The following is a 25,442-nucleotide window of genomic DNA, read 5'->3' as shown; positions in this document are numbered from 1 at the left end:
GGCTACATCGTGATGTCGCCGACGCGCTGGGCCTGCACCAGCTTGCCCACGTTGCTGGAGGCCACCACGTTCGTGCTGCCAATCGACGTGGACCCCTGCCGGAGCTCCCGCAGGAACTCCGGATCCTCGGCCGCGTAACGGGCCAGGAGCGCACGGAGTTGCGCCGTGTCGTCCGCCGAGGCGTCGCCCTGCGCGACCCGGTCCAGGGATTCGAGCATCCCCGCCGGCTCGTCGCTGCGGACGAATCGCCGCCGGATCATGTCGACGAGTGCCGCCCCGGACCCCTCGGCGATCTTGACGAGCGCCGCGGCGACGATTGCCTCGATCATGCGCTGCTCCTTGACCTGAAGGACTGCGACAGGCGTCGGCGCTCACCCCTTCGCCAGGCAAGGCTACCGATTCGTGTCGACCTCGGAAAGGCTCGTGACATGGTCGGCAACGTCGACGCCGAGCCCTCGGCCGGTCACCCGAAGGCCACCCCGTATCGACGCCGACGCATGCCATTGGCGACGGATGCCTGGTGCCGAGCCACCGCGACCTGCCAGGGACGCCATCGCCGCCGACGAGGGCCGGCGCGGCCTGTCGGAAGCCCGACACGGCGGAGCCGGCGGCGAAACGACGACGGCCCCGACACCCCGCTGCGGGGTACCGGGGCCGTCGTGGGTCGCGTCAGGCGCCGCGCAGGGTGGCGCCGAGGCGCTCCGCCGCGACGGCGACCGCCGCGTCCCGTGCCGCGACCGCCTCCTCGACGGTGAGCGTCCGGTCCGGTGCCCGGAAGGTGAGCTTGTACGCCAGCGAGCGGCGGCCGGGGCCGAGCTGCGCGCCGGAGTACACGTCGAACAGCCGCACGTCCTCCAGCAGCTCACCGGCGCCCGCCTCCAGCGCCCGGCGCACCTGCTCCGCCGGCACCGACTCGTCCAGCACCAGGGCCACGTCGATCAGCGCCGGCGGGAAGCCGGAGACCGTCGGCGCCGGCGTCACCGGGGTCGGCGGCAGCGTGTCGAGGTTCAGCTCCATCGCGCTGGTGCGGCGGGGCAGCTCCAACGCCGCGACCACCACCGGGTGCAGCTCGCCGGCATGTCCGACGACCGAGCCGTCGACCCGCAGCTCGGCGCAGCGACCCGGGTGCCACGGGGCGTACTCGGCGGCGCGCACCTCGACCCGCTCGTCGGGGATCCCGGCGGCGGCCAGCACGTCACGGGCCGCCTCGATCGCGTCCGCCCAGCCGGCCGGTCGACCCGCACCCCACCAGCCGGCCGGGTCCAGGTCGCCGGAGAGCACCACCGCGACGTGCACCGGCTGCGCCGGCACCACCGCGTCGGCGGCTGCGAACTCCTCGTCGGTGGGGCGCCGGTCCACGCCCATCGCCGGCGGGCTGCCGGCGCCGAGGCGCGGGTGGAAGACCGCACCGATCTCGTAGAGGGCGAGGTCGCGGTGACCCCGGCCGAGGTTGCGCTTGAGGATGCCGAGCAGCGGGCCGAGCAGCATGGTGCGCAGCAGCGGCTCCTCCTCGGACAGTGGGTTGGCCAGCCGCACCGCGGGCCGACGCGGGTCGTCGGCCGGCAGGCCGAGCTGGTCGGCAAGCTCCGGCGACACGAACGGGTGCGCGAGCACCTCCACGTACCCCCGTTCGGCCAGCGACCCGGCGACGGCCCGGCGGCGACGCTGCCGCGGGGTCAGACCGCGTCCCGGAGGCGCGGTCGGCAGCACCGACGGCACCCGGTCGTACCCGTCGAGGCGGACCACCTCCTCGACCAGGTCGGCCGGGTCGGTCAGGTCGGGCCGCCAGGTCGGCGGGGTGACGCTCAGCACCGTCCCGACGCCGCTGGCCACGCCGACCGCGCCCGGGTCCTCGGACAACCGGTCCGCGCCCTGCGCGACAGTGCAGCCGACCCGCTCCAGCAGGGCGACCACCCGCGCCGGCGGGTACTCGACGCCGACCCGCCGGGTCGGCAGGTCCGCCGGAAGGCTGATCGGGGTACGCGGCCGGACGTGGTCGATGTCCAGGATCTCCGCACTCGGCGTGCCCCCGCCGTGCTCGGTGAGCAGCCGCACCGCACGCTCCAGCGCGACCAACGCCACGGCCGGGTCGACGCCCCGCTCCCAGCGCTTCGCGGCCTCGCTGAACAGCTTGTGCCGGCGGGCGGTGCGCCCGACCATAGCCGGGTCCCAGTGCGCCGCCTCGAAGAGCACCGTGGTGGTGCCGGCGACGACCTCGCTGGTCTCGCCGCCCATCACCGCGGCCAGGGAGATCGGGACGCCGGCGCCCTCGCCTGCGAGGGCGTTGGGCAGCCCAGCGTCGCAGATCACCATGTCGTCGGCGGTGAGCACCCGGTTGACCCCGTCGAGGGTGGTCAGCTTCTCCCCCGCTTCGGCGCGACGAACCACCAGCGGCCCGGCGATCCGGTCGGCGTCGAAGGCGTGCATCGGCTGGCCCAGCTCCAACATCACGTAGTTGGTGATGTCGACGGGCAGCGAGATGCTGCGGATGCCGGCGGTGACGAGCCGCTGCTGCATCCAGGACGGTGTGGGCGCGGTCGGGTCGACCCCGCGGACCAGGCGGGCCGTGAACCGGTCGCAGCCGACCGTGTCGCGGACCTCCACCGGGTACGGGGGCGTCCCGGTGCCGCCCGGGGCCGGCGCCAGGGCCGGGTCGCGCAGCGGCACGTCGAACGCGTGCGACAGCTCCCGGGCCAGGCCGCGCAGGCTCAGCGCGTACCCCCGGTCAGGGGTGATCTCCAGATCGAGGACGACGTCGTCGAGGCCGACCACCGGACGGGCGTCGTCGCCCGGCTTGGCCGTCACGTCCGACCCCAGCACGATGATGCCGGAGTGGTCGTCGCCCAGGCCCAGTTCCTTGGCCGAGCAGATCATGCCCGCCGAGTTGTGCCCGTACGTCTTGCGGGCGCCGATGGCGAAGCCGCCGGGAAGCACGCCGCCGGGCAGGATCACCACGACCCGGTCACCCGGGGCGAAGTTACGGGCACCGCAGACGATCTCCTGCGGCTCGCCGGTGCCGTTGGCGGCACCCACGTCGACCCGGCAGAACCGGATCGGCTTCTTGAAGCCGGTGAGCTCCTCGATCTCGCGGACCTCACCGACGACCAGTTGGCCGGTGACGGTCTCGGCCAGGTCCACCACGGACTCGACCTCGATGCCGAGGTCGACCAGGGCCTGCTCCAGGTCACCGGTGGGCAGGTCGGCGGGGAGGTCGACGTACTCCCGCAGCCAACTGACAGAAACTCGCATGACTTCAGACCACCGTTCCCGTGTCTCGTACCCGCATCGCCTACGCCCCGGTCCCGAGCGCGCGGCTGAACCGCACGTCGCCCTCGAAGAGATGGCGGATGTCGCTGACCCCGTGCCGGACCATCAGGGTCCGGTCGATGCCCATGCCGAAGGCGAATCCGGAGTAGACCTCCGGGTCGACGCCGCAGGCGCGCAGCACCCGGGGGTTGACCATGCCGCAGCCACCCCACTCGACCCACTGCGGGCCGTCACGGTGCTCCGGGAACCACACGTCGAACTCCGCCGACGGCTCGGTGAACGGGAAGTAGTGCGGCCGCCACCGGGTCTTCGCCTCCGGGCCGAACATCGCCCGGGCGAAGTGGTCCAGCGTGCCCCGCAGGTGGGCCATCGTGATGCCCTTGTCGACCACCAGGCCCTCGGCCTGGTGGAACACCGGGCTGTGGGTGGCGTCGATCTCGTCGGTGCGGTAGACGCGACCCGGCACGATCACGTAGATCGGCGGCTTGCGGCTGAGCATCGTGCGGGTCTGCACCGTCGAGGTGTGCGTACGCAGCACCAGGCCGGAGCCCTCCGGTGCGATGTGGAAGGTGTCCATCAACCCACGCGCCGGGTGGTCGGCGGGGATGTTCAACGCGTCGAAGTTGACCCACTCCAGGTCGACCTCGGGCCCCTCGGCCACCTCGTAGCCCATCCCGACGAAGAGATCGCTGATCGACTCCATCAGGGTGCTCAACGGGTGCCGGGCGCCGCGCGGACGCCTGTCGTAGGGCAGGGTGACGTCCACCCGCTCCTCGACCAGCACCCGCTCGGCCTGCTCGCGCTCCACCACCTCGGCGCGCTCGGCGTACGCGGACTCGATCGCCCGGCGGGCCTCGTTGACCCGCTTGCCGGCGTCGGACTTCGCGGCCGGCGGCAGCGCGCCGATCTCCCGGCGCGCGAGGGAGACCGGTGACCGGTCACCCAGGTGCACCGAGCGCAGCGCGGTCAACGCGTCCGGGTCGGCGGCGGCCTCGAACGCCTTCGTGGCGTCCGCGACGGCCTCGGCCAGGGCGGCGGGGTCGAGCAGGGCGACCTGCTTCGGGTCGTACGGATCGTTGCGGTAGCTCATGGCGTACGGGCACTCCCTCACGGCGGCGCCAGCCCTCACCGGGGCGGCTAGGCGAGTCTACGGACGCGCGGCTGTGCCGCAGCCCGCCGGTAGGAGTTGCGCAGGGAGCAGGTCAGGCCCGCCGCCCGCCGACACCGGCGGGCTGGCTAAACGAACGCCGTGTCGCGTTCATGGACGGACGCTCTCCCCTGCTGTCAGTCGCGCCGGAGGCAATCACCCTCAGCGCTGCGCTCTCGCTGAAGCGTACAGGCAGACCGCCGCGGCGGCAGCCAGGTTGAGGCTCTCCGCGCGCCCGTACAGCGGCACCCGCACCGTGGTGTCGGCGGCGGCGGTCAACTCCTCGGGCAGGCCGTGCGCCTCGGAACCGAACAACCAGGCGGTGGGCCGGACGAGCCGACCGTAGTCGGTCAGGTCGTCCAGGTCGCTGTCGCCGTACCCGGTGGTGGCGAAGATCGACAGCCCGGCGGCGCGCAGCGCGTCGACCACCGCGATCGGGTCGGTGGCGCGCACCACGTCGACGTGGAAGAGGCTGCCGGCCGAGGCCCGCACACACTTGCCGTTGTACGGGTCGACGGCGTCTCCGGCGAAGATCACCGCACCCGCGCCGGCCGCGTCGGCGGTGCGCAGCACGGTGCCGGCGTTGCCCGGGTCGCGGATCTCGGCGAGCACCGCCACCAGCCGGGGCGCACCCGCGAGGGCCTGCTCCAGCGAGACGTCCACGTGCCGGCAGACGGCGACGAGCCCCTGCGGGGCGACGGTCTCGGTCAGCGCCGCGATGGCGTCGTCGGTCACCTCGGAGACCGGCACGTCGGCGCGGGCCGCCGTGGCGGCCAACTCCGGATACCGGTCGAGCGCGGTGGTCGTACCGAACAGTTCGGTGACCACCCCCGGTCGCGCGAGGGCCTCGCGGACCGCCTGTGGGCCCTCGGCCAGGAAACGGCCGGTGGCGTCGCGGTCCCGGCGGCGTTGCAGGCGGCGGGCGGCGACAACCCTGGGGGTACGCGGGGTGAAAGCCATGGTGTGCGCTCCTCCGGCACGATTGAGGCGCCCCCCGGACGGCGGTGCCGACACGGGAGACGCCTCGTTCTGGTGCGTGGGGATCAGGCGGCCTGAGCCGCCGCGCCGCCGGTGCCCTCGGCCGTGACCGCGGCCCGGGCCAGCTCGACGATCGCCGCGAAAGAGGCGGCGTCGTTGACAGCCATGTCGGCCAGGATCTTGCGGTCGACCTCGATGCCGGCCAGACGCAGGCCCTGGATCAGACGGTTGTAGGTCATCCCGTTGGCCCGGGCGCCCGCGTTGATCCGCTGAATCCACAGCTGCCGGAAGTCGCCCTTGCGGTCGCGACGGTCCCGGTAGGCGTACTGCATCGAGTGCAGCACCTGCTCCTTGGCCTTGCGGTACAGGCGGGAGCGCTGACCGCGGTAACCACTCGCGGACTCCAGCAGGGTACGACGCTTCTTCTGGGCGTTTACAGCCCGCTTGACGCGTGCCATCTCAACTCCTAATTACGTAAAGGTGGCGCGCGTCAGCGGCCGAGCAGCTTCTTGATGCGCTTGACGTCGGCCTTGGCCAGCACGACCGTGCCGGTCAGCCGGCGGGTCTGGGTGGAGGGCTTCTTCTCCAGGTTGTGGCGGAGGCCGGCCTGCTGGGCAACGATCTTGCCCTTGCCGGTCACCTTGACCCGCTTACCCATACCCGTGTGGCTCTTCATCTTCGGCATGTGGAACGTCTTCTCCCCTGTTACTCGCCGCTGGTGTCGGCGGCGAGGCCGGTGTCACCGGCTGCTGCGGTCTCGCTGACCGCCGCGGTCTCATCGGCTTCCGGAGTGGCGGACTCGTCCGCTGCCCGGTCCCGAGGTCCGCCGCGAGACGCCGTAGCGGCGACCGCGGAGGCCTTGACGGCCCGATGCGGGGCGAGAACCATGATCATGTTTCGACCGTCCTGCTTCGGAGCGGCCTCGACGTATCCCAGTTCCGTGATCTCGGATTCGAGCCGGCGCAGAAGCCGGTAACCCAGCTCCGGGCGGCTCTGCTCGCGACCGCGGAACATGATCGTCACCTTGACCTTGTCGCCCGCCTTGAGGAACCGCACCACGTGACCCTTTTTGGTCTCGTAGTCGTGCGGGTCGATCTTCGGCCGAAGCTTCATTTCCTTGATGACGGTCTGCTGCTGATTACGCCGCGCTTCGCGCGCCTTGAGTGCGCTCTCGTACTTGAACTTGCCGAAGTCCATGAGCTTGCACACCGGCGGGCGCGCCATCGGCGCAACCTCGACCAGGTCCAGATCGACGTCCGCGGCCAGCTGAAGAGCGCGCTCCAGCGGGACGATGCCCACCTGCTCACCCTCTGGGCCGACCAGTCGGACCTCACGTGCCCGGATCTGCTCGTTCACGCGTGGTTCGACGCTGATGGGGCCTCCTCGAGTCGTTTCTGCTCAGTCGCCGACCCCTGCGGCTCCCGGGAGGGAACCGACCCGAAAAGCAGAAGGCCCCGGCGCATGCCAGGGCCCGCTCGACCGGTCAGCACGATCACAAGGATCGCGCATCCGGCACCGGGACATGCCCGGAACCGGTGACCGGACCCGGCCACCGTAGCGGCGACTCGGGTGGGAGCAGGCGCTCCGCTTTCAAAGGCTGTCTGCTCGCACGCGGAGACAGCCTGGTCGACTCGATAACACTACACCGGCGCCCCGGCGACCCCCAAACCGGGCACCACCTGCGGCCGCGCCGCGTCGCCGTCGCGCGTCAAGATCCGCGCACTTTCCTCTGAACTGCTGCCGCAGGGTGCGGCGGTTCGGCCGGGTCAGCGGCCGACGGCGCGCTCGGCGAGGCGGGCCTGGTGGGCCTCGTGCAGCCGGCGCAGCGCGCGGACCCCGTCGACGGCCAACTCCTTGTCGGCGGCCTGCAACGCGACCATCGGCAGCAGGTCGTCGTCGTGCAGCTCCAGGCTGGCCCACGGCGCGCCCCGGTCGAAGCGGACACCCCGGACAACCTCCCAGGGCAGCTCGTAGGAGCTGATGACGTTACGGACCCGGATGCCCCGTGCGTCCGCCTCCACCCGGGGACGGGTGAACAGCAGGAAGCCCAGCGCCCCGAAGATGCCCAGACCGATCATGGCGATCTGGTCGCCGCGCTGGAAGCTGCCGTAACCATCGCCGGTCGGGCCGCTCAGCGACGTGGCGACCAGACCGAACACCACCACCAGGGCAGCCGCCGCCGACCAGCAGACCACGCGGATGCGGCGGGGCTTCAGGCGGACCAGCTCGGTTTCACTCACCCCACCAGTCTGCCATCCGCACTCGCTCATCGAACGCACCACCCGCCGATCCACCACCCCGCGGCGACCAGTCACCAGCCACCTCAAGATCGCGCTCGATCCAGGATCCAGTGGCCTCCGTCGAGATCGGGACCACTACTTCAATGATCGAGCGCGATCTTGCCGGACGGGACGGGGCCGTCGGGAAATCCCGCGCGCGCCGAGGCCGCGAGGATCAGAGGCGGCAGGCGTGGATGTTGGTGACGAGGATGGCGCGGGCGCCCAGTTCGTACAGCTCGTCCATGATGCGGTGCACGTCGTCGCGGAGCACCATCGCCTGCACCGCCACCCAGCCCTCACGGTGCAGCGGCGACACGGTGGGCGACTCGATGCCCGGGGTGAGCCCGCTGGCCCGGTCCAGCAGACCGGCCGGCACGTCGTAGGCGAGCATCACGTAGCGGCGGGCCACCAGCACACCGTGCAGGCGACGCAGCAACTGCTCGGCCTGCGGTTGGGCGGGCGCGCCGGCGCGCCGGACCAGCACCGCCGACGAGCGCAGCAGCGGCTCGCCGAAGACCACAAGGCCCGCCTGGCGCAGGGTCGCGCCGGTTTCCACCACGTCCGCGATCACGTCGGCGACACCGAGGCGTACGGCGTTCTCCACCGCGCCGTCGAGGCGGATCACGTCGGCCTTGACGCCCACCTCGCCGAGGTGCCGTTCGACAAGACCCGGGTACGCGGTGGCGATGCGGTGACCGCCCAACTCCTGCACTGAGGCGATGTCATCGGGGCGGGCGGCGAAGCGGAAGGTGGCCCGGCCGAAGGCGAGGTCGACGACCTCCTCGGCCGGCGCGGCCGAGTCGATCAGCAGGTCCCGGCCGGTGATCCCGAGGTCGAGGTCACCGGAGCCGACGTAGGTGGCGATGTCCTTCGGGCGCAGGTAGAAGAATTCGACGTCGTTGGCCTCGTCCCGGCAGACGAGGTCCTTGGGGTCGGTGCGCTGGCGGTAGCCCGCCTCGCGCAGCATCTGGGCGGCCGGTTCGGCCAGGGTGCCCTTGTTGGGAATGGCGACACGCAGCATGACGGAGTGCTCCTTGGATCCGGTTGGTGATCAACAGGGGTGGGAGGCACTCACAGATGTCGGTAGACGTCCTTGAGCTCGAGACCGCTGGCGAGCATCAGCACCTGGACCTGGTAGAGCAGCTGGGAGATCTCCTCGGCGGTGCGCTCCGGCCCCTCGTGCTCGGCGGCCATCCACGACTCGGCCGCCTCCTCGACGACCTTCTTGCCGATGAAGTGCACGCCCTTGTCCAGCGCGGCGACGGTGCCCGAGCCCGGGGTGCCGGCGGCGGCCTTGGCCTGCAGCTCGGCGAACAACTCCTCGAACGTCTTCACGGGGAACGATTCTTCCAGCCACCCCGGTGACGCCCCACGTCCGGGTCCGTCAAAATCCAGCAAGCGGACAATTCCCTACCAACATGGTGGGACAATTGTCGATCGATGCCCATGGAGCTCTACGCTGTCCGCCATGGCCAGCCGCTCACGTCTCCTCGCGCTCACCCTCGCCGGTGCCGTCGTCGTAGCCACCGCCGGATGCGCGCCACAGGACGAGAAACCCACCCCCAATGTCACCGCCGCGCCGTCCTGCGCCAAGGACAGCCTGCCCACGCGTACGCCGGGCAAGCTGACCATCGCCACCGACCAGCCCGCGTACGAGCCGTGGTTCGCCAAGGACAAGCCGGACAGCGGCGAGGGCTTCGAATCCGCCGTCGCGTACGCGGTGGCCGAGAAGCTCGGCTACGCCCGCGGCGACGTCACCTGGACCCGGGTCAAGTTCGACACCGCCATCGCGCCGGGGCCGAAGGACTTCGACTTCGACATCAACCAGTTCTCCATCACGGACGAACGCAAGCAGGCGGTCGACTTCTCGGCGCCGTACTACCTCGTGCGGCAGACCGTCATCGCCTTGAAGTCCTCGAAGATCGCCGGCCGGAAGTCGCTGGCCGAGCTGAAGGACGCTCGGCTCGGCGCGCAGGTCGGCACCACCAGCTACCAGGCGATCACCGACGTGATCAAGCCGACCGCCAAGCCGCAGGTCTACAACAGCAACGACGATGCCAAGAAGGCCCTTCAGAACGGGCAGCTGGACGGTCTCGTGGTGGATCTTCCGACCGCCTTCTACATCACCGGCGCGGAGATCACCGACGCGACGATCGTCGGGCAGGTGCCGCAGGTCGGTACGCCCGAGGCGTTCGGGTTGCTGCTGGACAAGAACTCCCCACTGACCTCCTGCGTGAGCGGGGCGGTCGGTCAGCTCGCCACGGCGGGCACGCTGAAGGAGCTGGAGCAGAAGTGGCTCGCGCAGGTGGCGGGGGCGGCCGAGCTGCGGTGACGCTTCTGGATCATGTGCCCTCGGAGGCGCAGCTGCGGCGGTCGGCGTACCGGCGTCGGCAGACCGTCTACAGCGTGCTCGTCGCGGCGTCCTCGACGGCGGCGCTCGGCACGCTGCTGGTGATCGCGGTGACCGGGGCGCCGGGCTGGGACCGGGTCCGGCGGTCGTTCCTGGATCCGGAGATCGCCCGCGACGCGCTGCCGACGGTGCTGAGCGGGCTCTGGCTCAACGTACGGCTGCTGGTCTGCTGTGCGGTCGGCGCGCTGCTGCTCGGGCTGGTGATCGCCGTGCTGCGGACGCTGCGCGGGCCGGTCTTCTTCCCGGTCCGCGCGCTGGCCGCCGGCTACACCTACACCTTCCGCGGCCTACCGCTGATCATCGTGCTGTACCTGCTCACCCTCGGCGTGCCGGGGCTGCGGTTGCAGGGCATGCCGCCGGTGCTGGTGCTGGGTGGGATCGCGTTGGTCCTCACCTACGGCGGCTATCTCGCCGAGGTGTTCCGGGCCGGCATCGAGTCGGTGCACTCCAGCCAACTCGCCGCGGCCCGCTCGTTGGGCCTGACCTACCGGCAGACGATGCGGCACGTGGTCCTGCCGCAGGCCGTCCGCCGGGTGGCGCCACCTCTGCTCAACGACGTGGTGGCGTTGCAGAAGGACGTCGGGCTGGTCTCGCTGGCCGGGCCGATCGACGCGGTCCGCGCCGCGCAGATCGCCACCGCCCAGACCTTCAACTACACGCCGTACGTCGTGGCGGGGGTGCTCTTCGTGCTGCTCGCGATCCCGCTGATCGCGGTCACCGACTGGGTGACGCTGCGCGCGGCCCACCGACAGTCGGGAGGCTGAACCATGGCGTTGTTGCGCTGTCGGGGCCTGCGCAAGGAGTTCGGCGGGCACGCCGTGCTCGACCACCTCGATCTGACCGTCGCCGAGCATCAGGTGGTGGCCCTGATCGGCGCGTCCGGGTCCGGCAAGTCGACGCTGCTGCGCTGCGTCAACCTGCTGGAGGAGTTGGACGACGGCACCATCGAACTGGACGGGGAGGACATCTCCGACCCCCGGGTGGACCCGGACCGGGTCCGGCGGCGGATCGGCATGGTGTTCCAGGCGTACAACCTCTTTCCGCACCTGAGCGTGTTGGACAACATCACCCTCGCGCCGCGCCACGTACACCGGCGGGGCCGGGCGGCGGCCGAGGTGCAGGCCCGGGAGCTGCTCGACCGGGTGGGGCTCGGCGCCAAGGCGGACGCCTACCCGGACCGGCTCTCCGGCGGGCAGCAGCAGCGGGTGGCGATCGTCCGGGCGCTGGCCAACTCACCTCGACTGATGCTGCTCGACGAGGTCACCTCCGCGCTCGACCCGGAACTGGTCGGCGAGGTGCTGACGATGATCCGCGACCTGAAGGCCGACGGCATGACCATGGTGCTGGCCACCCACGAGATGGGCTTCGCCCGGGAGGTCGCCGACGAGGTGTGCTTCCTCGACGCCGGGCGGGTCATCGAGAGCGGCCCGCCCGAGCAGGTGCTCGGCGAGCCGACCCAGCCTCGTACCCGGCAGTTTTTGCGCCGGATCATCGAGGCCGGCCGTCTCTGAAGGCCCGCCTTCAGAGACGGCCGAGGCGGCAGAGGCGTCAGCCGCCGAAGCCGACCCGCTGGGCGTTGCCCGCCGCCACGGTCCGCACGGCCAGCGCCGCGTCGAGTGCCGCCACGGTCGCGGCCCAGCCCTTGTCCTCCGCCGAGCCGGGCAGACCGGCGCGGTCGCGGGCCTGCTCGATGGTCTCCACTGTCAACACTCCGTGCGCCACCGGCTTGCCCTCGTCCAGCGCCACCCGGGTCAGCCCGTCGGTGACCGAACGGCAGACGTAGTCGAAGTGGGCGGTGGACCCACGGACCACCACGCCGAGGGCGACCACCACGTCGCAGCGGCGGGCGAGGGCCTGCGCGACCACCGGCAGCTCGACCGAGCCGGCGACCCGGGCGACCACGGAACGCGCGCCGCACGCCTCGGCGGCGGCCACCGCACGCTCCAGCATGTGATCGGTCAGCTCGCCGTGCCAGCGGGCGGCAACGACCCCGACGGTCAGCCCCGCGGCGTCGACCGCCTCGACTCCCGGCTCACCGAAACCCGCCATCGTCATGCTCCGATCTCGTCGTTGGCGACCGGACGCCCCAGTGGCGCCTCGGACACCTCGTCCAACTCGTCCAGCAGGTGACCCATCCGGTCCCGCTTGGTGCGCAGGTAGCGCATGTTCTCCGGGTGCGCGCCGACCGGCAGCCCCTCGCGGCCGGTGATGGTCAACCCGTACCCCTCCAGCCCGGCCCGCTTGGCCGGGTTGTTGGTCAGCAGCCGCATCGACCGCACGCCCAGGTCGTAGAGGATCTGCGCGCCGGTGCCGTAGTCGCGGGCGTCGGCCGGCAGGCCCAGGTCGAGGTTGGCGTCGACGGTGTCGCGGCCCAGGTCCTGCAACTGGTACGCCTGCAGCTTGTGCAGCAGGCCGATGCCGCGTCCCTCGTGCCCACGGACGTAGAGCACCACGCCCCGGCCCTCCTGCCCGACCCGGGCCAGTGCGGCGTCCAGCTGCGGCCCACAGTCGCAGCGCAGCGAGCCGAACACGTCCCCGGTCAGGCACTCGGAGTGCACCCGGACCAGCACGTCCTGGCCGTCGCCCAGGTCACCCAGCACCATCGCGACATGTTCGGCCGGGTCGTGCTCGGCGCGGTAGCCGAGCGCCCGGAACACCCCGTGCTTCGTCGGCATCCGGGCGTCGGCGACCAGCTCGACCTGCTTCTCGGTACGCCGCCGGTAGGCGATCAGGTCGGCGATGGTGACGAGCGTGAGGCCGTGCTCGGCGGAGAACTTCTCCAGGTCCGGCAGGCGCATCATGGTGCCGTCGTCGTTGACCAGCTCGCAGAGCACGCCGGCCGGACGCAGCCCGGCCAGCCGGGTCAGGTCGATCCCCGCCTCGGTGTGCCCCGGTCGGCGCAGCACCCCGCCCTCGCGGGCGCGCAGCGGCACGACGTGCCCGGGGCGGGCCAGGTCTGTCGGGTCGGTCGCCGCGCCGGCGAGCAGCCGGCTGGTGTGCGCGCGGTCGGCCGCCGAGATGCCGGTGCTGACCCCCTCGCGGGCGTCCACGGTCACCGTGTACGCGGTGCCGCGCCGGTCCTGGTTGGTGTGGTGCATCGGCGGCAGGTCGAGCCGGTCGGCTTCACTCTCGGTCAGCGCCACGCAGACGTAGCCGGAGGTGTAGCGGACCATGAACGCCATCAACTCCGGCGTGGCCAACTCGGCCGCGAAGATCAGGTCGCCCTCGTTCTCCCGGTCCGCGTCGTCGACCACGACGACCGGCCGGCCGGCCGCGATGTCCGCGACCGCCTGCTCGATATCCCCAAAGCTGGTCATGCGACAGCCTCCGTGTAGATGGGCGTACGGACGGTCGCCGGTCGCGCGGCGCGGGAGGTGCGCCACCAGGCGGCGAAGCCCCAGACGCAGAGGGCGCCGTAGATCAGGTACATGACGGCCGACGGGTAGAACCCGCCGCGCAGCAGCAGCGGCACGCCGACCGCGTCCACAGCGATCCAGAGCAGCCAGAACTCCACCCAGCCGCGGGCCATGCCGTACGTGGCCAGCAGGCTGCCGGTGAGGATCCAGGCGTCGGGCAGCGGGCCCCAGGAGCCCAGGGCCTTGAGCAGCGGGTACGCCGCGGCGGTGCCGATCGCGGCGGCCACCAGCAGCATCAGTCGCTCCCGTCCGGTGGCCCAGCGCGGAACGACAGCGGCCTGCCCGGCGTCGGCGCGACGGTTGCGCTGCCAGCGCCACCAGCCGTAGACGCTGACCGCGAAGAAGAACACCTGCCGGCCGGCCTGCCCGTACAGGTCGTGCTCCTGCGGGGTGGCGAACACCCCGCCGAGGAAGACGGTGAGGAGCAGCGCGTTACCGATCATGCCGACCGGCCACGCCCAGACCAGCCGGCGCAACCCGAGCAGCGCCGAGACCAGCCCGAACGCGTTGCCGACGATCTCCCTGGCCAGCACCGGCGAGCCGGCGACGTGCACCTGGGCGTCCAGCAGCCAGCTGAGCGGGCCCATCAGGCCACCCCGCCCGGGTTGGAGGCCAGCCCGCGTGCGTCGGCGTCGGTGAGCCGATCGCCGAGCAGCCGCTCCACGTACTTGGCCAGCACGTCGACCTCCAGGTTGACCGGGTCGCCGACGCCCTTCGCGCCGAGCGTGGTCAGCTTGAGCGTGGTCGGGATCAGCCCGACGGCGAACTCGTCCGCGCCGACGGCGGCCACTGTCAACGAGACACCGTCGATGGTGATCGAGCCCTTCTCCACCACGTACCGGGACAGGGCGGCGGGCAGTCGGAACCGGACGGTCTCCCACTGCTCGGCCGGCTCCCGGGAGATCAGTTCACCGACGCCGTCGACGTGGCCCTGCACCAGGTGCCCGCCGAGCCGGCTACCGAGCGCGGCGGCCCGCTCCAGGTTGACCGGGTCGCCGGGGCGCAGCGCGCCCAGCGCGGAGCGGCGCAGCGTCTCCCCCATCACGTCGGCGGTGAAGACACCGTCGGCCACGTCCACGACGGTCAGGCAGACACCGTTGACGGCGATCGAGTCGCCGTGTCGGGCGTCGGACGTGACCAACGGGCCCCGTACGCCCAGCAGCGCCGAATCGCCTGCCGTCGGCGCCACCCGGACGATCTCGCCCAATTCCTCGATAATGCCGGTGAACATCTCAGCCCTCCCTTTTGCGGGGCAAAGCGGTGATCCGGAGATCCGGACCGATCTGCGTAACGTCGACGAACTCCAGATCGATGGCCTCGGCGATGGTGGTCACTCCCGCGTCGACCAGAGCGGTCGGGCCGGCGCCGAGCAACCGCGGCGCGACGTACCCGACGATCTTGTCGACCAGGCCGGCCTCCAGGAACGCGCCGGCCAGCCGGGGGCCGCCCTCCAGGAGCACCGCGCGGACCCCGCGCTGGTGCAGCGCCGCGAGCAGCGCCGACAGGTCGACCCGGCCGTCCGGGTCGGCGCCGACCTCGTCGGCGGTCGCGATCCACGTCCGAGCGGCGCCGTCGCGGACCCGGGCGTCAGCCGGGGTACGCCCCGAGCTGTCCACCACCACCCGCAGCGGCTGCCGGATGGCCAGGCTGCCGTCGCGCAGGTTGCGGGCGGTCAACCGGGGGTCGTCGGCGAGCACGGTGCCCACCCCGGCGATGACCGCGTCGACAGTGCCGCGCAGCGCGTGCACGTCGATCCGGGCCGCCTCCGAGGTGATCCACATGCTGGTGCCGTCGGCCGCGGCGGAGCGCCCGTCGAGCGTGGCGGCGTACTTCCAGATCACGTACGGCCAGCCCCGGCGCATCGAGGTCAACCACGCGACGTTGCCGGCCTCGGCCTCCTCACCGCGTACCCCCAGATCGACCCGGACCCCGGCGGCGCGCAAGGTGGCGGCGCCCCCGGAAGCGACCGGGTTCGGGTCGGGTACGGCGATGACCACCCGACCCACCCCGGCCTGGACGAGCGCGGAACTACAGGGGCCGGTGCGGCCGGTGTGATCGCAGGGTTCCAGAGTGACCACGGCGGTGCCGCCCTTGGCCCGCCGCCCGGCCTGCGCCAGGGCGACGATCTCGGCGTGCGGCCCCCCGGCGTACGCGTGGAAGCCCTCGCCCACGACCTCGCCGTCGGAGTCGAGGAGCACGCACCCGACCACGGGGTTGGGGCTGGTGGTGCCGAGCCCGCGCGCTGCCAACTCGATCGCACGCCGCATCGCCTCATCAACGGAGACGCTGGCCATCGCCCTGCCCCTGCCCTCTCACTCGCCGGTCCGCGCGCGGGCGGTCAGGGAGGCGGTGGCCATGGGGCCACGGGCAGGCGGTGGCGGATTCCGGGAACGGCACAGCCGCCCCCGGGGGGTCGGCACGGCACGCTGAAGCCAGCGGCCGGCTCGGACCCGTCCGTCCCGCGCGCTGTCTCCCATCCGGACTGTCTGGGCGCGGACGAACCGCCCCCAACCGTCGGCCCCGGATTTTCACCAGGTCCACCGGACGGCAGAGCCGTCCGGGTCGCGGGCTGACCACGGTTGGACCGTGGATCACCGCCGGTTCGGAATTTCACCGAGTCCCGCCAGCGCGTGGTGGGTACACGGGAAGTCTTACACGCCGATCCGGCTCCGCCGCCACCTAGGCGAGCTACTTCACAGCGGTATCACGCTCAGGTGACGCCGCGACGCCGGTCCACCGCCACGTACGAGCCCGGTTGGCTCTTGGCCACCGTCTTCATCTCCGAGGCCACCGCGATCGCTTCGAGCGGGTCGGTGAAGCGCTTGCCGGCGTCGGAGAGGGACACCCCGATGGAGAGCGTGACCAGGGCCGCCCGCCGGATGTTGCCGCGTCGATCCTTCAACTCGACGAAGCCGCGCTCCCGGTCGGTCGGGTCGTAGAGCGTGTCGGCGGCGTTCTCGAAGTCGACGACCGCCCGGGACGTCAGTGGGCGCACCTGGTCCGGGGCGCAGACGATGACGAAGTCGTCGCCGCCGACGTGGCCGAGGAAGGCCGGTGGCAGCCCGACGCCCACCACCGCCCGGTGCAGGCTGCGGGCGAGCGCGGAGATGAAGTCGTCGCCGCGCACGAAGCCGTACCGGTCGTTGACGCTCTTGAACCGGTCGATGTCGACGTAGCCGACGGCGTAGTCCACGCCGTTTCGGACCCGATCGCTGATCTCCCGACGGATCCGGCTGTTGCCGGGCAGCCCGGTCAGCGGGGAGACCTCCCGGAACTCCTTGTTGCGGCGCAGCGTGGACGAGACCCGGGCCACCAGCTCGGCGGTGTCGAACGGCTTGACCAGGTAGTCGTCCGCGCCGGCGCTGAGCCCGTGCACCTTGTCGACGGTCATCCCCTTGGCCGTCAGCATGATCACCGGGAGGGCGGACGTCATCGGGTCGGCGCGCAACCGGCGGGTCAGCTCCAGCCCGTCGATCCGGGGCATCATGAGGTCGACCACCGCCAGGTCCGGCCGCTGGCGCTCGATGATCTCCAGGGCCTCCTGGCCGTCGCTGGCGTGGACCACCTCGAAGCCGTGCAACCGCAGGTTGAACTCGACGAACCGGGCGATGTCCTCGTCGTCGTCCACGACGAGAATGATGTCCTTGCGGTCGGCCTCGGGCTCCACCTCAGGCCCCGGGCGCCGCGCGTTCCGCCAGTGCCCGCAGGTGCCGTACCGCCTCCGCCGGGTCGGCGGCCCCGTACACGGCGGTGCCGGCCACGAACGCGTCGGCGCCCGCCGCGGCCGCCTGCTCGATGGTGTCGGCGGCGATCCCGCCGTCCACCTCGATGCGCAGCTCCAGGTGCCCGGCCGACACGTGCCGCCGGGCCGTCCGCACCTTCTCCAGCAGCTGCGGAATGAACCGCTGCCCACCGAAGCCCGCCTTGATCGTCATGATCAGCAGGGTGTCGAAGCTGGGCAGCAGGTCCAGGTAGGGCTCGATCGGGGTGTCCCGGTCGATGGCCAGACCCGCCTTGGCACCGGCCGAACGCAGGTCCTTGGCGAGCGCCACCGGGTCCTCGGACGCCTCCGCGTGGAAGGTGACGTTGTACGCCCCGGCGTCGGCGTACCCGGGGGCCCACCGGCGCGGGTCCTCGATCATGAGGTGCACGTCGAAGGGCATCGCCGTGACAGCCCGCAGGCTCTGCACCACGGGCAGCCCAATGGTCAGGTTCGGCACGAAGTGGTTGTCCATCACGTCGACGTGCAACCAGTCCGCGGCGTCCTCGACGGCACGGACCTCTTCGGCGAGGCGGGCGAAATCGGCGGCCAGAATGCTCGGCGCGACGATCGGCGGCGGTACGGTCACGGGGCCAGTGTACGAACGTGGCCACCCGCCACCCGCATCGCGGCACCTTCGGGGACGCGCTGTGATCCAGCAGTGACCATTGGTGCAGAATTGTGCGCTCCGGACCCCCGAATCCGGACGAACAGACATCAGCCACTGGCCGATCGACGGAAACGCGACGACACTCCAACCGGGACGGTGCCGTAGGCTGCACGCCCGCCGGGGTCTCGCCGCGGGGCGCGGCGACCGGCCGCCAGCTCCCGGGAGGGCGGACGATGCGACGGTGGCTTCCAGCGCTGGTGCTGGCCAGCGTCACGACGATGCTGCTGGCCGGCTGCACGCCGGCGCGGGGCGCGGACGGTGATCTCACCGACGACTGGCCGACGCTGCGGGTTCCGAAGCCGTTCACCCCCGCCACCGACACCTGCCTGCCGCGGATCGCCACGGTCGTGCAGGCCAGCACGTACGAGACGGTGGACTGCGCGCGCAACCACCTGGCCGAGACCATCCACGTCGGCACCTTCGTCGGGCCCGACGCGCTGACCGAGGCCCGACCGGCACCCGGATCGTCGGCGCTGCGCACGGCTCGCGCCGAGTGCGACCAGCGGGCCCGGGAGGTGCTCGGCGGCGACTGGCACACGGCCCGGCTCGCGCTGTCCCTCGCGTTGCCGTCCGCGCCCGCCTGGGCCGGCGGCGCCCGCTGGTTCCGCTGCGACCTCAGCGAGACCGGCAGCATCGACAACACCCGCCCGGTGAACCGCACCGGCAGCCTACGCGGCGCGTTGATCGGCGACACGCCCCTGACGCACCGCTGCTTCGACCCCAAACTGATCGGCGACAACCTCAACTACATGGCGCCGGTGCTCTGCACCGAGCCGCACCGCGCCGAGTTCGTGGGCGTCTACGAGGAGCGGGACATGAGCTGGGCGGAGTTCGCCAAGTCCGCCGAGCAGGCGCACCAGCGCTGCATGGCCCTGATCGCCGAGTACGCGGCGGTACCCAACAACAGTGAGCTGCCGTACCGGGCCGGGTCCATCTACTACCCACCGTCACAGCGGGAGTGGGAGGAGGGCGACCGTGGCGTGCGTTGTTTCCTGTGGAGCGACGACCGCAAACTCACCCGCTCCATGCGCGGCGCCGGTCCCGAGGGACTGCCCGCGATCTGAGCATCGTTGCCGTATGCTGCTGCGCCGTGGCGCCATCGACCGGCTGGGTCCGGTCGGGGGCCAGCAGCGGCGGGAGGTCGGGATGCGACGGTGGCTGGCGGCGTTCGCCGGGGGTGGGGCGCTGGCCCTGGCACTGGCCGGGTGCGGCGCACCCGCCGGGATCGACCGTGACCTCATCGACGACTGGCCGGCGCCCGTCGCAGCGCAGCAGTTCGTGCCCGCTGCCGACGTCTGCCACCAGAGCTCCCAGCAGGTCGGCTTCCTGACCGGCTACAACCCGACAGCGTGCACCGAGGCGCACCGGGTGGAGACCATGCACGTCGGCACCCTCACCGGCCCGGGCGCCGACGGCGGCACGCCCCCACAGCCCGGCTCGGCCGGCATGCGGGCCGCGCAGACCGGGTGCGACACGGCGGTCAACAAGGCGGTGGGAGCCGACTGGCGTTCCGGGCGCCTCGGCCTGACCGTCGTGCTGCCGTCGCCGCAGGCCTGGTCGGGCGGAGCCCGCTGGTACCGCTGCGACGTCACCGAGATCGCCAGCATCGACGACACCGCTGTCGACCTGCGCACCGGCAGCCTCCGAGGCGCGCTGTCCGGGGCGGCCCCGCTGGCGTACCGCTGCTTCAACCCGAAGCTGGTCAAGGACGACATCGACGAGATGGTCCCGGTCTCCTGCACCGCCAAGCACCACGCCGAGTTCGTCGGCGTCTGGCAGGCGCCGGACACCAGCTACGCCCAGTTCACCCGCAGCACCAAGCGGACCCACCGGGCCTGCCAGACGATGATCGCCAAGTACGCCAAGGTCCCGGACAACTCCCAGCTCGACTTCCGCGCCGGCACGATCTACTACCAGCCCTACGAGGAGGAGTGGCGCAACGGGAACCGGGGCGTGCAGTGCTTCCTCTGGATCTCCGACCGGAACCTGACCCGCTCCATGAAGAACGCCGGCACCAAGGGCCTCCCGGTCACCTAGGGCGTCACCGCGTCCGGCCAGTCGGGTCACCGACCGGCCGGACGCGTGGAACGGATCAGCCTCGGCGCAGGACGGCGAGGAACATCGCGTCGGTGCCGTGGCGGTGTGGCCAGAGCTGCACGGTCGGACCGTCACCGAGACCGGGCATGCCGGCCGGCAGCAGCGGGCGGGCGTCCACGAAGTCCACCGCGACCCCGCTGCGGCGGGCCGCCTCGGTCACCGTCACGTGCGTCTCGACGGTGTGCGGCGAACAGGTGACATAGGCGACCAGGCCACCCGGACGGACCGCCCGCAGCGCCGCGCCGAGCAGTTCCCGTTGCAACCGGGTCAGCGGCGGCAGGTCGGACGGTTGACGACGCCAGCGCGACTCCGGCCGACGACGCAGCGACCCCAGCCCGGTGCACGGTGCGTCGACCAGCACCCGGTCGAAGTCCTGCTCCGGCAGTTTCGGGTCGCCGCCGACCTCACGGCCGTCCATGGTCAGCACGGCCACCGGCAGGTCCCGGGTCGCCAGGGAGACCAGCCGGGCGCGGTGCTCGGCCACCTCCACCGCGGTCACCCGGGCACCCCGCTGCGCGGCCAGCGCGCCCAGCAACCCGGCCTTGCCACCCGGGCCGGCGCACAGGTCCAGCCAGCGTCCGTCCGGGCCGTCCAGCGGCGCGTCGGCGAGCGCGGTGGCCACCAGCTGGGAGCCCTCGTCCTGGACATGGGCCCGGCCGTCGACCACCGCCGGGATGTCGCCCGGCGACCCGCCGGGAAGATAGACGGCGTACGGCGAGAAGGCACCGGGGGCACCGCCGACCTGGTCGGCGAGCTCGACCGGGTCGATCAGGCCGGGCCGGGCGCACAGGTGCACCGGCGGGCGCTCATTGTCCTCGATCAGGAGGCGCTCCGTCTCACCCAGATCGCCGCCGAGCGCCTCGGAGAAGGCCCGCACGATCCACTGCGGGTGGCTGTACGCCAACGCGAGGTGCCCGACCGGGTCGGCCTCCATCGGTGGAGCGAGCTTCGCCACCCAGGCGTCCGCGTCACGGCTGGACACCTCGCGCAGTACCGCGTTGGCGAAACCGGTAGCGCCCGGTGCGACCGAACGGACCAGGTCCACCGTCGACGAGACCGCGGCGTGCGCCGGCACCCGGGTGTGCAGCAGTTGGTACGCCCCGAGCCGCAGCGCGTCGCGTACCGGCGGGTCGATCCGGGCCACGTCCCGGCCGGCCGCGTCGGTCAGGATCGCGTCCAACGTGCCCAGGTGGCGCAGGGTGCCGTAGGTCAGCTCGGTGGCGAAGGCCGCGTCCCGGCCGAACAGCCCCTCCTCCCGCAGGATGATGGGCAGCACCAGGTTGGCGAACGCGTCGTCGCGGTGCACCGCCGCCACCGCCTCGTACGCGGCGCGGCGCGGTCGGTCCAGCGGTGGTCGGACCGGGCGGCGATCCCCGCCACGGCCGGTCGACGGGCCGGAGCGCGTCGGTCGGGTTCCCTCCGGTGCCGTCACGCGAAGTCCTCTCCTGTGCCGACCCGGACGCCGCGCGCCCAGTCGGTCGCGTCCATCGCCCGCTTGCCCGCGGCGCGGACCTCACCGAGACGTACCGGCACGGTCGCCGTGCCGACCAGCACCCGGGACTTCTCCACCAGCAACTCCCCCGGCTTCAGCTCGGGGCCGTCGGGCACCGGGACGACCGGGCCGAGCTTCACCCGCTCGTCGCGGAACGTGGTCCAGCCGCCCGGCGCGGGCGTGCAGGCCCGGATCCGTCGGTCCACGGCGAAGGCCGGGTCGCCCCAGCGCACCCGCGCGTCGTCCACTGTCAGCTTCGGCGCCAGCGACACCCCGTCGGCCGGCTGCGGCTCGGCGCGGGCGGTGCCGTCGGCGATCGCGTCGAGCACCGCCACCAGCAGCCCGGCACCGGAATCGGCGAGCCGCCCCAGCAGGTCACCGGAGGTGTCGGTGGCGCGGATCTCGTCGGTCAGCGTGCCGTAGACCGGGCCGGTGTCCAGACCCTCCTCCAGTTGGAAGACGCTGGCCCCGGTCAGCTCGTCACCGTGCAGCACGGCGTGCTGCACGGGCGCGGCGCCACGCCACGCGGGCAGCAGGGAGAAGTGCAGGTTGATCCAGCCGTACCGGGGGATCTCCAGAGCCGCCGGCGGCACCAGCGCGCCGTAGGCGACCACCGGCACGCAGGCCGGCTCCAGCTCGCGCAGCCGGTCGAGGAACTCCGGGTCACGGGGGCGGGCCGGCGTGAGCACCTCGACGCCGTGCTCGTCGGCCCACGCCCCGACCGGCGAGCGGGACAGGCCCCGCCCACGCCCGGCGGGCGCGTCCGGCCGGGTGACCACGGCCACCAGCTCGTGTCGGGAGGCGGCGACGGCGGCCAGGGCGGGAACGGCGACGGCCGGCGTACCGGCGAAGATCACGCGCATCCGGGTCAGCGCCCCAGACCGAAGGGGTCGCTGATGTGCGGGCTGAGCTTGACAGTGGGCGGGGCCGCGGCGTCGTACCACTCGGCCTGGCGGATCGCCTTCATGGCTTCCTTGCGCCCCTCGGGGTCCAGTCGGTCCAGGAAGAGCACCCCGTCGAGGTGGTCGGTCTCGTGCTGCACGCAGCGCGCCATCAGGCCGGTGCCGACGATCTGCATCGGGTCGCCGAACGAGCTGAAGCCCTTGGCGACGACGTTCTGCCGACGCTTGGTGTCGAAGTAGAGCCCGGGGATCGACAGGCAGCCCTCCGGGCCGTCCTGCTCCTCCTCGTCGGGGAACTCCAGCACCGGGTTGATCAGGTGCCCGAGGACGTCGTCGACGTCGAAGGTGAACACCCGCAGGCTCACACCGAGCTGCGGCGCGGCCAGGCCGGCGCCGTTCTGCTCACGCATCGTGTCGGTGAGGTCGGCGACGAGCCGACGTAGCTCGGCATCGAAGTCGACCACCGGATCGGCCGGCGTGCGCAGCACCGGATCCCCAAACAGACGGATGGGCTGGACGGTCACGCGGGACGGCTCCTTCTTCGGGTGGACGAGCGGTGCCGTACCAGTCTACGGAGTGCCCGGCCGGACACCGGGCGGCGCACCTCGCTCAACCACCGCCGGTGTGCCCAGCGTCACCGGCAGGCTCTCGTAGCCGCGCAGGGTCAGCCGGGTCCGGTGCCGGGGCGGCTCGGCCAGAGCCAACTCGGGCAGGCGGCGCAGCAGCAACGGAAAGGCCAGCTGCGCCTCCAGCCGGGCCAGGCCGGCGCCGAGACAGTAGTGCGGACCGGCGCCGAAGGAGAGCGGGTGCGCCTGCGCACGGGTCGGGTCGAAGCGCTGCGGGTCGGGGAACCGGCGCGGGTCCCGGTTTGCCGCGCCGAGCAGCAGCAGCGTCGTGCTGCCGGACGGCAGGTCGAGCCCGCCGCAGCGCACCGGCGCGGTGCTGTTCCGGGTGGTCAGCTGCACCGGAGAGTCGTAGCGCAGCAGCTCCTCGACGTACGCCGGGGCAAGGCCCGGATCGGCGCGCAGCGCGGCGGCGGCCTCCGGGTGACCCAGCAGCACGACGAGACCGTTGCCGAGCAGGTTGGTGGTGGTCTCGAAGCCGGCCACCAGCAGCACCACCAGATTCGCCAGCAGTTCGTGGCCGGTGAGCCGGTCGCCGTCGGCGTCGTGCACCTGGACCAGCGCCGTGGTCAGGTCGTCGGCCGGCGCTCGCCGCCGGGCGACGATCAGCTCGACGAAGTAGTCGCGCAGCTCGGTGGCGCCCGCGTCGGCGACGGTCAACTCCTCGGGGGTGATCTCCGGCTCCAGCACCCCGGTCAGGTCACCGGCCCAGCGGCGGAACAGCGGCCGATCCGCCGCCGGCACACCGAGCAGCGCGCAGATCACGCCCACCGGCAGGGGGTACGCGAAGTCGGCCAGAACGTCGACCGGTGCGCCGTCCTGGGCCTTTGCCACCATCGAGTCGAGCAGTTCCTCGGCCTGGACGCGCACCACGTCGCGCATCCCGGCGACCCGGCGCGGGCTGAACGCGCCGGAGGCGAGCCGACGCATCCGACTGTGGTCGGGCGGGTTGGTCCGCAGCATCGACCGGGCGATCGACGACACCGCCGGGCTCTCCCGCCAGTTCGGCCAGACCTGGTCACGCAGCGCATCGTCCAGCACCCCGAGGCGGGGATCGCGGAGCAGTTCGTCGACCTCCGGATAACCGGTCACCACGTAGAGGCCCGGCATGGCCTGCACCACCGGTCCGTGCGCGCGCAGCCGCTCGTAGGTCGGGTACGGGTCGACCCGCCCCTGCGGCGACATGAGCAGTGTGAGCGCCTCGGCAGCGTCCATGACCGGCCTCCCCGTCGATGCGTCGGAGACCCCATCATCCCGGTGTCGGCCGCTCCCGGCAGTCCCCGTCGTGGCGGCGTCGGCGCGGGCCGGCCCCGTCCGGGGCTGCGCCCGGCGCGGCGGACAGACCCGTCAGACGCTGGCGCCCGGGTCCCCCGCGAGCACCGCGTCGCCGCGGAGCAGCGCGGGCTCGGGCAGCGGCAGTTGGATCTTGTGAGCCGCCTCCCAGTCGTAGATCAGGCCGGGGCGCACCTGGTTGGCGAAGTAGTCGATCGCGGTCATCCCACCCACGACCGGCTCGTCGACCTCGGCGACCAACTGGGCGGGGACCATCGAGAACCCGTTCTGCAGGGCGGCGCTGAGGCGGCGGTGGCCGTCGACGACGAAGAAGTACTCGCCGGTGAACCCGATCTTCAGCGGTTCGAGGGCCTCGTCGCCGGCCTCGGCCACCCCACCGACGAAGTCGGTGTCCCACAGACCGCGCAGGGTGGCGATGTCCTCGGTCGGGTAGACCCGGGCCGGGTCCAGCAGCAGCAGCGGCGGCGCGTCGCGCAGCACCTCGGCGCCGAGCGTGCCCTCGTACGCGGCCACGATGTGCTCGATCACCTCGGCGGCGGACGCCCGGGTGGTGTCACAGATCAGGTCATAGTTGCGCAGCCGGGCCTTGTCCACCCCGTAACGGATGATGAACCGGCTGCGCTCGCTCGCGCTGCGCTCCCGCAGCTTGGCCTTGGCCTCCTCCAGGGAGGCGTAGCTCTCCGCCGGCCCGGAGGGGCGGGCGAGCACCCGGCGGGCCGCCTCGCCCGGCTCGGTGATCATGTGCACCTTGAGCGCGTCGGTGAAGAAGTGCCAGGCCAGCCGGGAGTCCATGACGAGGCGCTCACCGGAGGCGGCGATGTCCCGCTGGAGCTGGTCGACGTAGCCGTCGACGGCCTGGTCGAGCTCGGCGTGCAGGTTGAGCTGCAGCGCGGTCATCTGCCGCTGCTGCGCCATCTCTCGGTAGAGGTCCCCCACGCTGACCCGGCGCATGCCGAGCCGCTTGGCGATCTCGACCGACACGGTGCTCTTGCCGCTGCCGAGGTCGCCGTTGAAGACGATCGATTGTCCAACGGTCACGACTGGTCCACCCCTGATCACCGGCTCATTGACATCATCGACCTCGCGCCCGACCGACGCGTTCCCGCCA

Annotated in this window: 27 protein-coding genes and 1 riboswitch; of the genes, 5 read left to right on the top strand and 22 right to left on the bottom strand. The window is 72.2% G+C overall.

Annotated features, from left to right (window positions below):
• Positions 1 to 2: 2 nt before the first annotated feature.
• The 10 genes from GA0070561_RS17925 to GA0070561_RS17880 all read right to left on the bottom strand — a co-directional run bounded on the left by GA0070561_RS17925 (position 3) and on the right by GA0070561_RS17880 (position 9,006).
• Complete coding sequence (locus tag GA0070561_RS17925) at positions 3 to 329, bottom strand: hypothetical protein (RefSeq protein WP_091401952.1); 327 nt, start codon at positions 327 to 329, stop codon at positions 3 to 5.
• A gap of 340 nt (positions 330 to 669) precedes the next feature.
• Positions 670 to 3,249 carry a phenylalanine--tRNA ligase subunit beta gene (gene pheT, locus GA0070561_RS17920; protein ID WP_091401950.1) on the bottom strand — a complete coding sequence of 860 codons (2,580 nt, stop codon included), beginning with the start codon at positions 3,247 to 3,249 and terminating at the stop codon, positions 670 to 672.
• Positions 3,250 to 3,289: 40 nt separating this feature from the next.
• The gene (pheS, locus tag GA0070561_RS17915) at positions 3,290 to 4,357 is read right to left on the bottom strand and encodes a phenylalanine--tRNA ligase subunit alpha (RefSeq protein ID WP_030335722.1); all 1,068 of its coding nucleotides are present in this window, start codon (positions 4,355 to 4,357) and stop codon (positions 3,290 to 3,292) included.
• 219 nt (positions 4,358 to 4,576) lie between these two features.
• Entirely contained in the window at positions 4,577 to 5,374 is a 798-nt protein-coding gene (locus GA0070561_RS17910; RefSeq protein WP_091401948.1) for a TrmH family RNA methyltransferase, read from the bottom strand.
• An 83-nt stretch (positions 5,375 to 5,457) separates the two neighbouring features.
• Entirely contained in the window at positions 5,458 to 5,850 is a 393-nt protein-coding gene (gene rplT / locus GA0070561_RS17905; RefSeq protein ID WP_030488429.1) for a 50S ribosomal protein L20, read from the bottom strand.
• Between the two features lie 32 nt (positions 5,851 to 5,882).
• Positions 5,883 to 6,077, bottom strand: a complete 195-nt coding sequence (rpmI, locus tag GA0070561_RS17900) for a 50S ribosomal protein L35 (protein WP_007458415.1) — start codon at positions 6,075 to 6,077, stop codon at positions 5,883 to 5,885.
• 20 nt (positions 6,078 to 6,097) lie between these two features.
• Positions 6,098 to 6,748 (bottom strand): translation initiation factor IF-3, encoded by a 651-nt coding sequence (gene infC / locus GA0070561_RS17895; protein WP_091401946.1) that lies wholly within the window; start codon positions 6,746 to 6,748, stop codon positions 6,098 to 6,100.
• Positions 6,749 to 7,158: 410 nt separating this feature from the next.
• A complete protein-coding gene (locus GA0070561_RS17890) occupies positions 7,159 to 7,632 on the bottom strand; it encodes a PH domain-containing protein (RefSeq protein ID WP_181539405.1) in 474 nt (157 codons plus the stop codon).
• Between the two features lie 214 nt (positions 7,633 to 7,846).
• Complete coding sequence (gene hisG / locus GA0070561_RS17885) at positions 7,847 to 8,692, bottom strand: ATP phosphoribosyltransferase (protein ID WP_030488425.1); 846 nt, start codon at positions 8,690 to 8,692, stop codon at positions 7,847 to 7,849.
• Between the two features lie 50 nt (positions 8,693 to 8,742).
• Positions 8,743 to 9,006, bottom strand: a complete 264-nt coding sequence (locus tag GA0070561_RS17880; RefSeq protein ID WP_030335709.1) for a phosphoribosyl-ATP diphosphatase — start codon at positions 9,004 to 9,006, stop codon at positions 8,743 to 8,745.
• 133 nt (positions 9,007 to 9,139) lie between these two features.
• Here GA0070561_RS17880 and GA0070561_RS17875 point away from each other — a divergent pair, with 133 nt between their 5' ends.
• From GA0070561_RS17875 to GA0070561_RS17865, 3 genes are read left to right on the top strand one after another with little or no spacing between them, the layout of a single operon-like run.
• Positions 9,140 to 10,003, top strand: coding sequence for an ABC transporter substrate-binding protein (locus GA0070561_RS17875; RefSeq protein ID WP_091401944.1), 864 nt, complete (start codon positions 9,140 to 9,142; stop codon positions 10,001 to 10,003).
• Positions 10,000 to 10,845: an amino acid ABC transporter permease gene (locus GA0070561_RS17870; RefSeq protein ID WP_091401942.1), complete on the top strand. Its 846-nt coding sequence runs from the start codon at positions 10,000 to 10,002 to the stop codon at positions 10,843 to 10,845. Before GA0070561_RS17875 ends, GA0070561_RS17870 begins: the two co-directional genes overlap by 4 nt.
• Positions 10,846 to 10,848: 3 nt before the next feature.
• A complete protein-coding gene (locus GA0070561_RS17865) occupies positions 10,849 to 11,592 on the top strand; it encodes an amino acid ABC transporter ATP-binding protein (RefSeq protein WP_091401941.1) in 744 nt (247 codons plus the stop codon).
• Between the two features lie 37 nt (positions 11,593 to 11,629).
• Here the strand turns inward: GA0070561_RS17865 and ribH are convergent, their stop codons facing one another.
• From ribH to rpe, 7 genes are all read right to left on the bottom strand, one after another.
• Entirely contained in the window at positions 11,630 to 12,130 is a 501-nt protein-coding gene (gene ribH, locus GA0070561_RS17860) for a 6,7-dimethyl-8-ribityllumazine synthase (protein ID WP_091401939.1), read from the bottom strand.
• A gap of 2 nt (positions 12,131 to 12,132) precedes the next feature.
• The gene (locus tag GA0070561_RS17855; protein WP_091401937.1) at positions 12,133 to 13,398 is read right to left on the bottom strand and encodes a bifunctional 3,4-dihydroxy-2-butanone-4-phosphate synthase/GTP cyclohydrolase II; all 1,266 of its coding nucleotides are present in this window, start codon (positions 13,396 to 13,398) and stop codon (positions 12,133 to 12,135) included.
• Positions 13,395 to 14,084 carry a nicotinamide riboside transporter PnuC gene (gene pnuC, locus GA0070561_RS17850; RefSeq protein ID WP_091401936.1) on the bottom strand — a complete coding sequence of 230 codons (690 nt, stop codon included), beginning with the start codon at positions 14,082 to 14,084 and terminating at the stop codon, positions 13,395 to 13,397. Before pnuC ends, GA0070561_RS17855 begins: the two co-directional genes overlap by 4 nt.
• Complete coding sequence (locus GA0070561_RS17845) at positions 14,084 to 14,728, bottom strand: riboflavin synthase (protein WP_091401934.1); 645 nt, start codon at positions 14,726 to 14,728, stop codon at positions 14,084 to 14,086. The genes pnuC and GA0070561_RS17845 overlap by 1 nt, the downstream gene beginning before the upstream one ends.
• A gap of 1 nt (position 14,729) precedes the next feature.
• Complete coding sequence (gene ribD, locus GA0070561_RS17840; protein WP_091401932.1) at positions 14,730 to 15,791, bottom strand: bifunctional diaminohydroxyphosphoribosylaminopyrimidine deaminase/5-amino-6-(5-phosphoribosylamino)uracil reductase RibD; 1,062 nt, start codon at positions 15,789 to 15,791, stop codon at positions 14,730 to 14,732.
• A gap of 167 nt (positions 15,792 to 15,958) precedes the next feature.
• A riboswitch (FMN riboswitch) is annotated at positions 15,959 to 16,129 on the bottom strand.
• Positions 16,130 to 16,207: 78 nt separating this feature from the next.
• Positions 16,208 to 17,164, bottom strand: coding sequence for a response regulator (locus tag GA0070561_RS17835; RefSeq protein ID WP_091401930.1), 957 nt, complete (start codon positions 17,162 to 17,164; stop codon positions 16,208 to 16,210).
• A 1-nt stretch (position 17,165) separates the two neighbouring features.
• Positions 17,166 to 17,846, bottom strand: coding sequence for a ribulose-phosphate 3-epimerase (gene rpe, locus GA0070561_RS17830; RefSeq protein WP_091401928.1), 681 nt, complete (start codon positions 17,844 to 17,846; stop codon positions 17,166 to 17,168).
• Between the two features lie 254 nt (positions 17,847 to 18,100).
• Here rpe and GA0070561_RS17825 point away from each other — a divergent pair, with 254 nt between their 5' ends.
• Positions 18,101 to 18,991: a septum formation family protein gene (locus GA0070561_RS17825; protein WP_091401926.1), complete on the top strand. Its 891-nt coding sequence runs from the start codon at positions 18,101 to 18,103 to the stop codon at positions 18,989 to 18,991.
• 82 nt (positions 18,992 to 19,073) lie between these two features.
• On the top strand, positions 19,074 to 19,964 hold the full coding sequence (locus GA0070561_RS17820) for a septum formation family protein (RefSeq protein ID WP_091402246.1): 891 nt from the start codon (positions 19,074 to 19,076) through the stop codon (positions 19,962 to 19,964).
• A gap of 55 nt (positions 19,965 to 20,019) precedes the next feature.
• Here GA0070561_RS17820 and GA0070561_RS17815 read toward each other — a convergent pair whose 3' ends face one another.
• The 5 genes from GA0070561_RS17815 to GA0070561_RS17795 form a co-directional block, all read right to left on the bottom strand.
• A complete protein-coding gene (locus tag GA0070561_RS17815; protein WP_091401924.1) occupies positions 20,020 to 21,498 on the bottom strand; it encodes an RsmB/NOP family class I SAM-dependent RNA methyltransferase in 1,479 nt (492 codons plus the stop codon).
• Entirely contained in the window at positions 21,453 to 22,379 is a 927-nt protein-coding gene (gene fmt, locus GA0070561_RS17810) for a methionyl-tRNA formyltransferase (protein ID WP_091401923.1), read from the bottom strand. Before fmt ends, GA0070561_RS17815 begins: the two co-directional genes overlap by 46 nt.
• 5 nt (positions 22,380 to 22,384) lie before the next feature.
• Positions 22,385 to 22,942 carry a peptide deformylase gene (gene def / locus GA0070561_RS17805; protein WP_091401921.1) on the bottom strand — a complete coding sequence of 186 codons (558 nt, stop codon included), beginning with the start codon at positions 22,940 to 22,942 and terminating at the stop codon, positions 22,385 to 22,387.
• A 45-nt stretch (positions 22,943 to 22,987) separates the two neighbouring features.
• Positions 22,988 to 24,256: a cytochrome P450 gene (locus GA0070561_RS17800; RefSeq protein WP_091401919.1), complete on the bottom strand. Its 1,269-nt coding sequence runs from the start codon at positions 24,254 to 24,256 to the stop codon at positions 22,988 to 22,990.
• Positions 24,257 to 24,388: 132 nt separating this feature from the next.
• Positions 24,389 to 25,372 carry an AAA family ATPase gene (locus GA0070561_RS17795; RefSeq protein ID WP_091401918.1) on the bottom strand — a complete coding sequence of 328 codons (984 nt, stop codon included), beginning with the start codon at positions 25,370 to 25,372 and terminating at the stop codon, positions 24,389 to 24,391.
• Positions 25,373 to 25,442: the final 70 nt, after the last annotated feature.

The organism is Micromonospora saelicesensis, from assembly GCF_900091575.1.
GTDB classification, from domain to species: Bacteria; Actinomycetota; Actinomycetes; order Mycobacteriales; family Micromonosporaceae; genus Micromonospora; species Micromonospora saelicesensis.
Note: the sequence above shows the minus strand (reverse complement) of the source record. Positions and strands in the feature narration are given on the sequence as shown.

Excerpts from the sequence above, each read along its gene's own strand:
- pheT (WP_091401950.1), bottom strand. The coding sequence starts at position 3,249 with ATGCGAGTTTCTGTCAGTTGGCTGCGGGAGTACGTCGACCTCCCCGCC.
- GA0070561_RS17820 (WP_091402246.1), top strand. The coding sequence starts at position 19,074 with ATGCGACGGTGGCTGGCGGCGTTCGCCGGGGGTGGGGCGCTGGCCCTG.
- pheS (WP_030335722.1), bottom strand. The coding sequence starts at position 4,357 with ATGAGCTACCGCAACGATCCGTACGACCCGAAGCAGGTCGCCCTGCTC.
- GA0070561_RS17800 (WP_091401919.1), bottom strand. The coding sequence starts at position 24,256 with ATGGACGCTGCCGAGGCGCTCACACTGCTCATGTCGCCGCAGGGGCGG.
- GA0070561_RS17865 (WP_091401941.1), top strand. The coding sequence starts at position 10,849 with ATGGCGTTGTTGCGCTGTCGGGGCCTGCGCAAGGAGTTCGGCGGGCAC.
- hisG (WP_030488425.1), bottom strand. The coding sequence starts at position 8,692 with ATGCTGCGTGTCGCCATTCCCAACAAGGGCACCCTGGCCGAACCGGCC.
- ribH (WP_091401939.1), bottom strand. The coding sequence starts at position 12,130 with ATGGCGGGTTTCGGTGAGCCGGGAGTCGAGGCGGTCGACGCCGCGGGG.
- ribD (WP_091401932.1), bottom strand. The coding sequence starts at position 15,791 with ATGGCCAGCGTCTCCGTTGATGAGGCGATGCGGCGTGCGATCGAGTTG.
- GA0070561_RS17925 (WP_091401952.1), bottom strand. The coding sequence starts at position 329 with ATGATCGAGGCAATCGTCGCCGCGGCGCTCGTCAAGATCGCCGAGGGG.
- GA0070561_RS17855 (WP_091401937.1), bottom strand. The coding sequence starts at position 13,398 with ATGACCAGCTTTGGGGATATCGAGCAGGCGGTCGCGGACATCGCGGCC.
- fmt (WP_091401923.1), bottom strand. The coding sequence starts at position 22,379 with ATGCGCGTGATCTTCGCCGGTACGCCGGCCGTCGCCGTTCCCGCCCTG.
- pnuC (WP_091401936.1), bottom strand. The coding sequence starts at position 14,084 with ATGGGCCCGCTCAGCTGGCTGCTGGACGCCCAGGTGCACGTCGCCGGC.
- rpmI (WP_007458415.1), bottom strand. The coding sequence starts at position 6,077 with ATGCCGAAGATGAAGAGCCACACGGGTATGGGTAAGCGGGTCAAGGTG.
- GA0070561_RS17910 (WP_091401948.1), bottom strand. The coding sequence starts at position 5,374 with ATGGCTTTCACCCCGCGTACCCCCAGGGTTGTCGCCGCCCGCCGCCTG.
- rplT (WP_030488429.1), bottom strand. The coding sequence starts at position 5,850 with ATGGCACGCGTCAAGCGGGCTGTAAACGCCCAGAAGAAGCGTCGTACC.
- GA0070561_RS17845 (WP_091401934.1), bottom strand. The coding sequence starts at position 14,728 with ATGTTCACCGGCATTATCGAGGAATTGGGCGAGATCGTCCGGGTGGCG.
- GA0070561_RS17875 (WP_091401944.1), top strand. The coding sequence starts at position 9,140 with ATGGCCAGCCGCTCACGTCTCCTCGCGCTCACCCTCGCCGGTGCCGTC.
- GA0070561_RS17825 (WP_091401926.1), top strand. The coding sequence starts at position 18,101 with ATGCGACGGTGGCTTCCAGCGCTGGTGCTGGCCAGCGTCACGACGATG.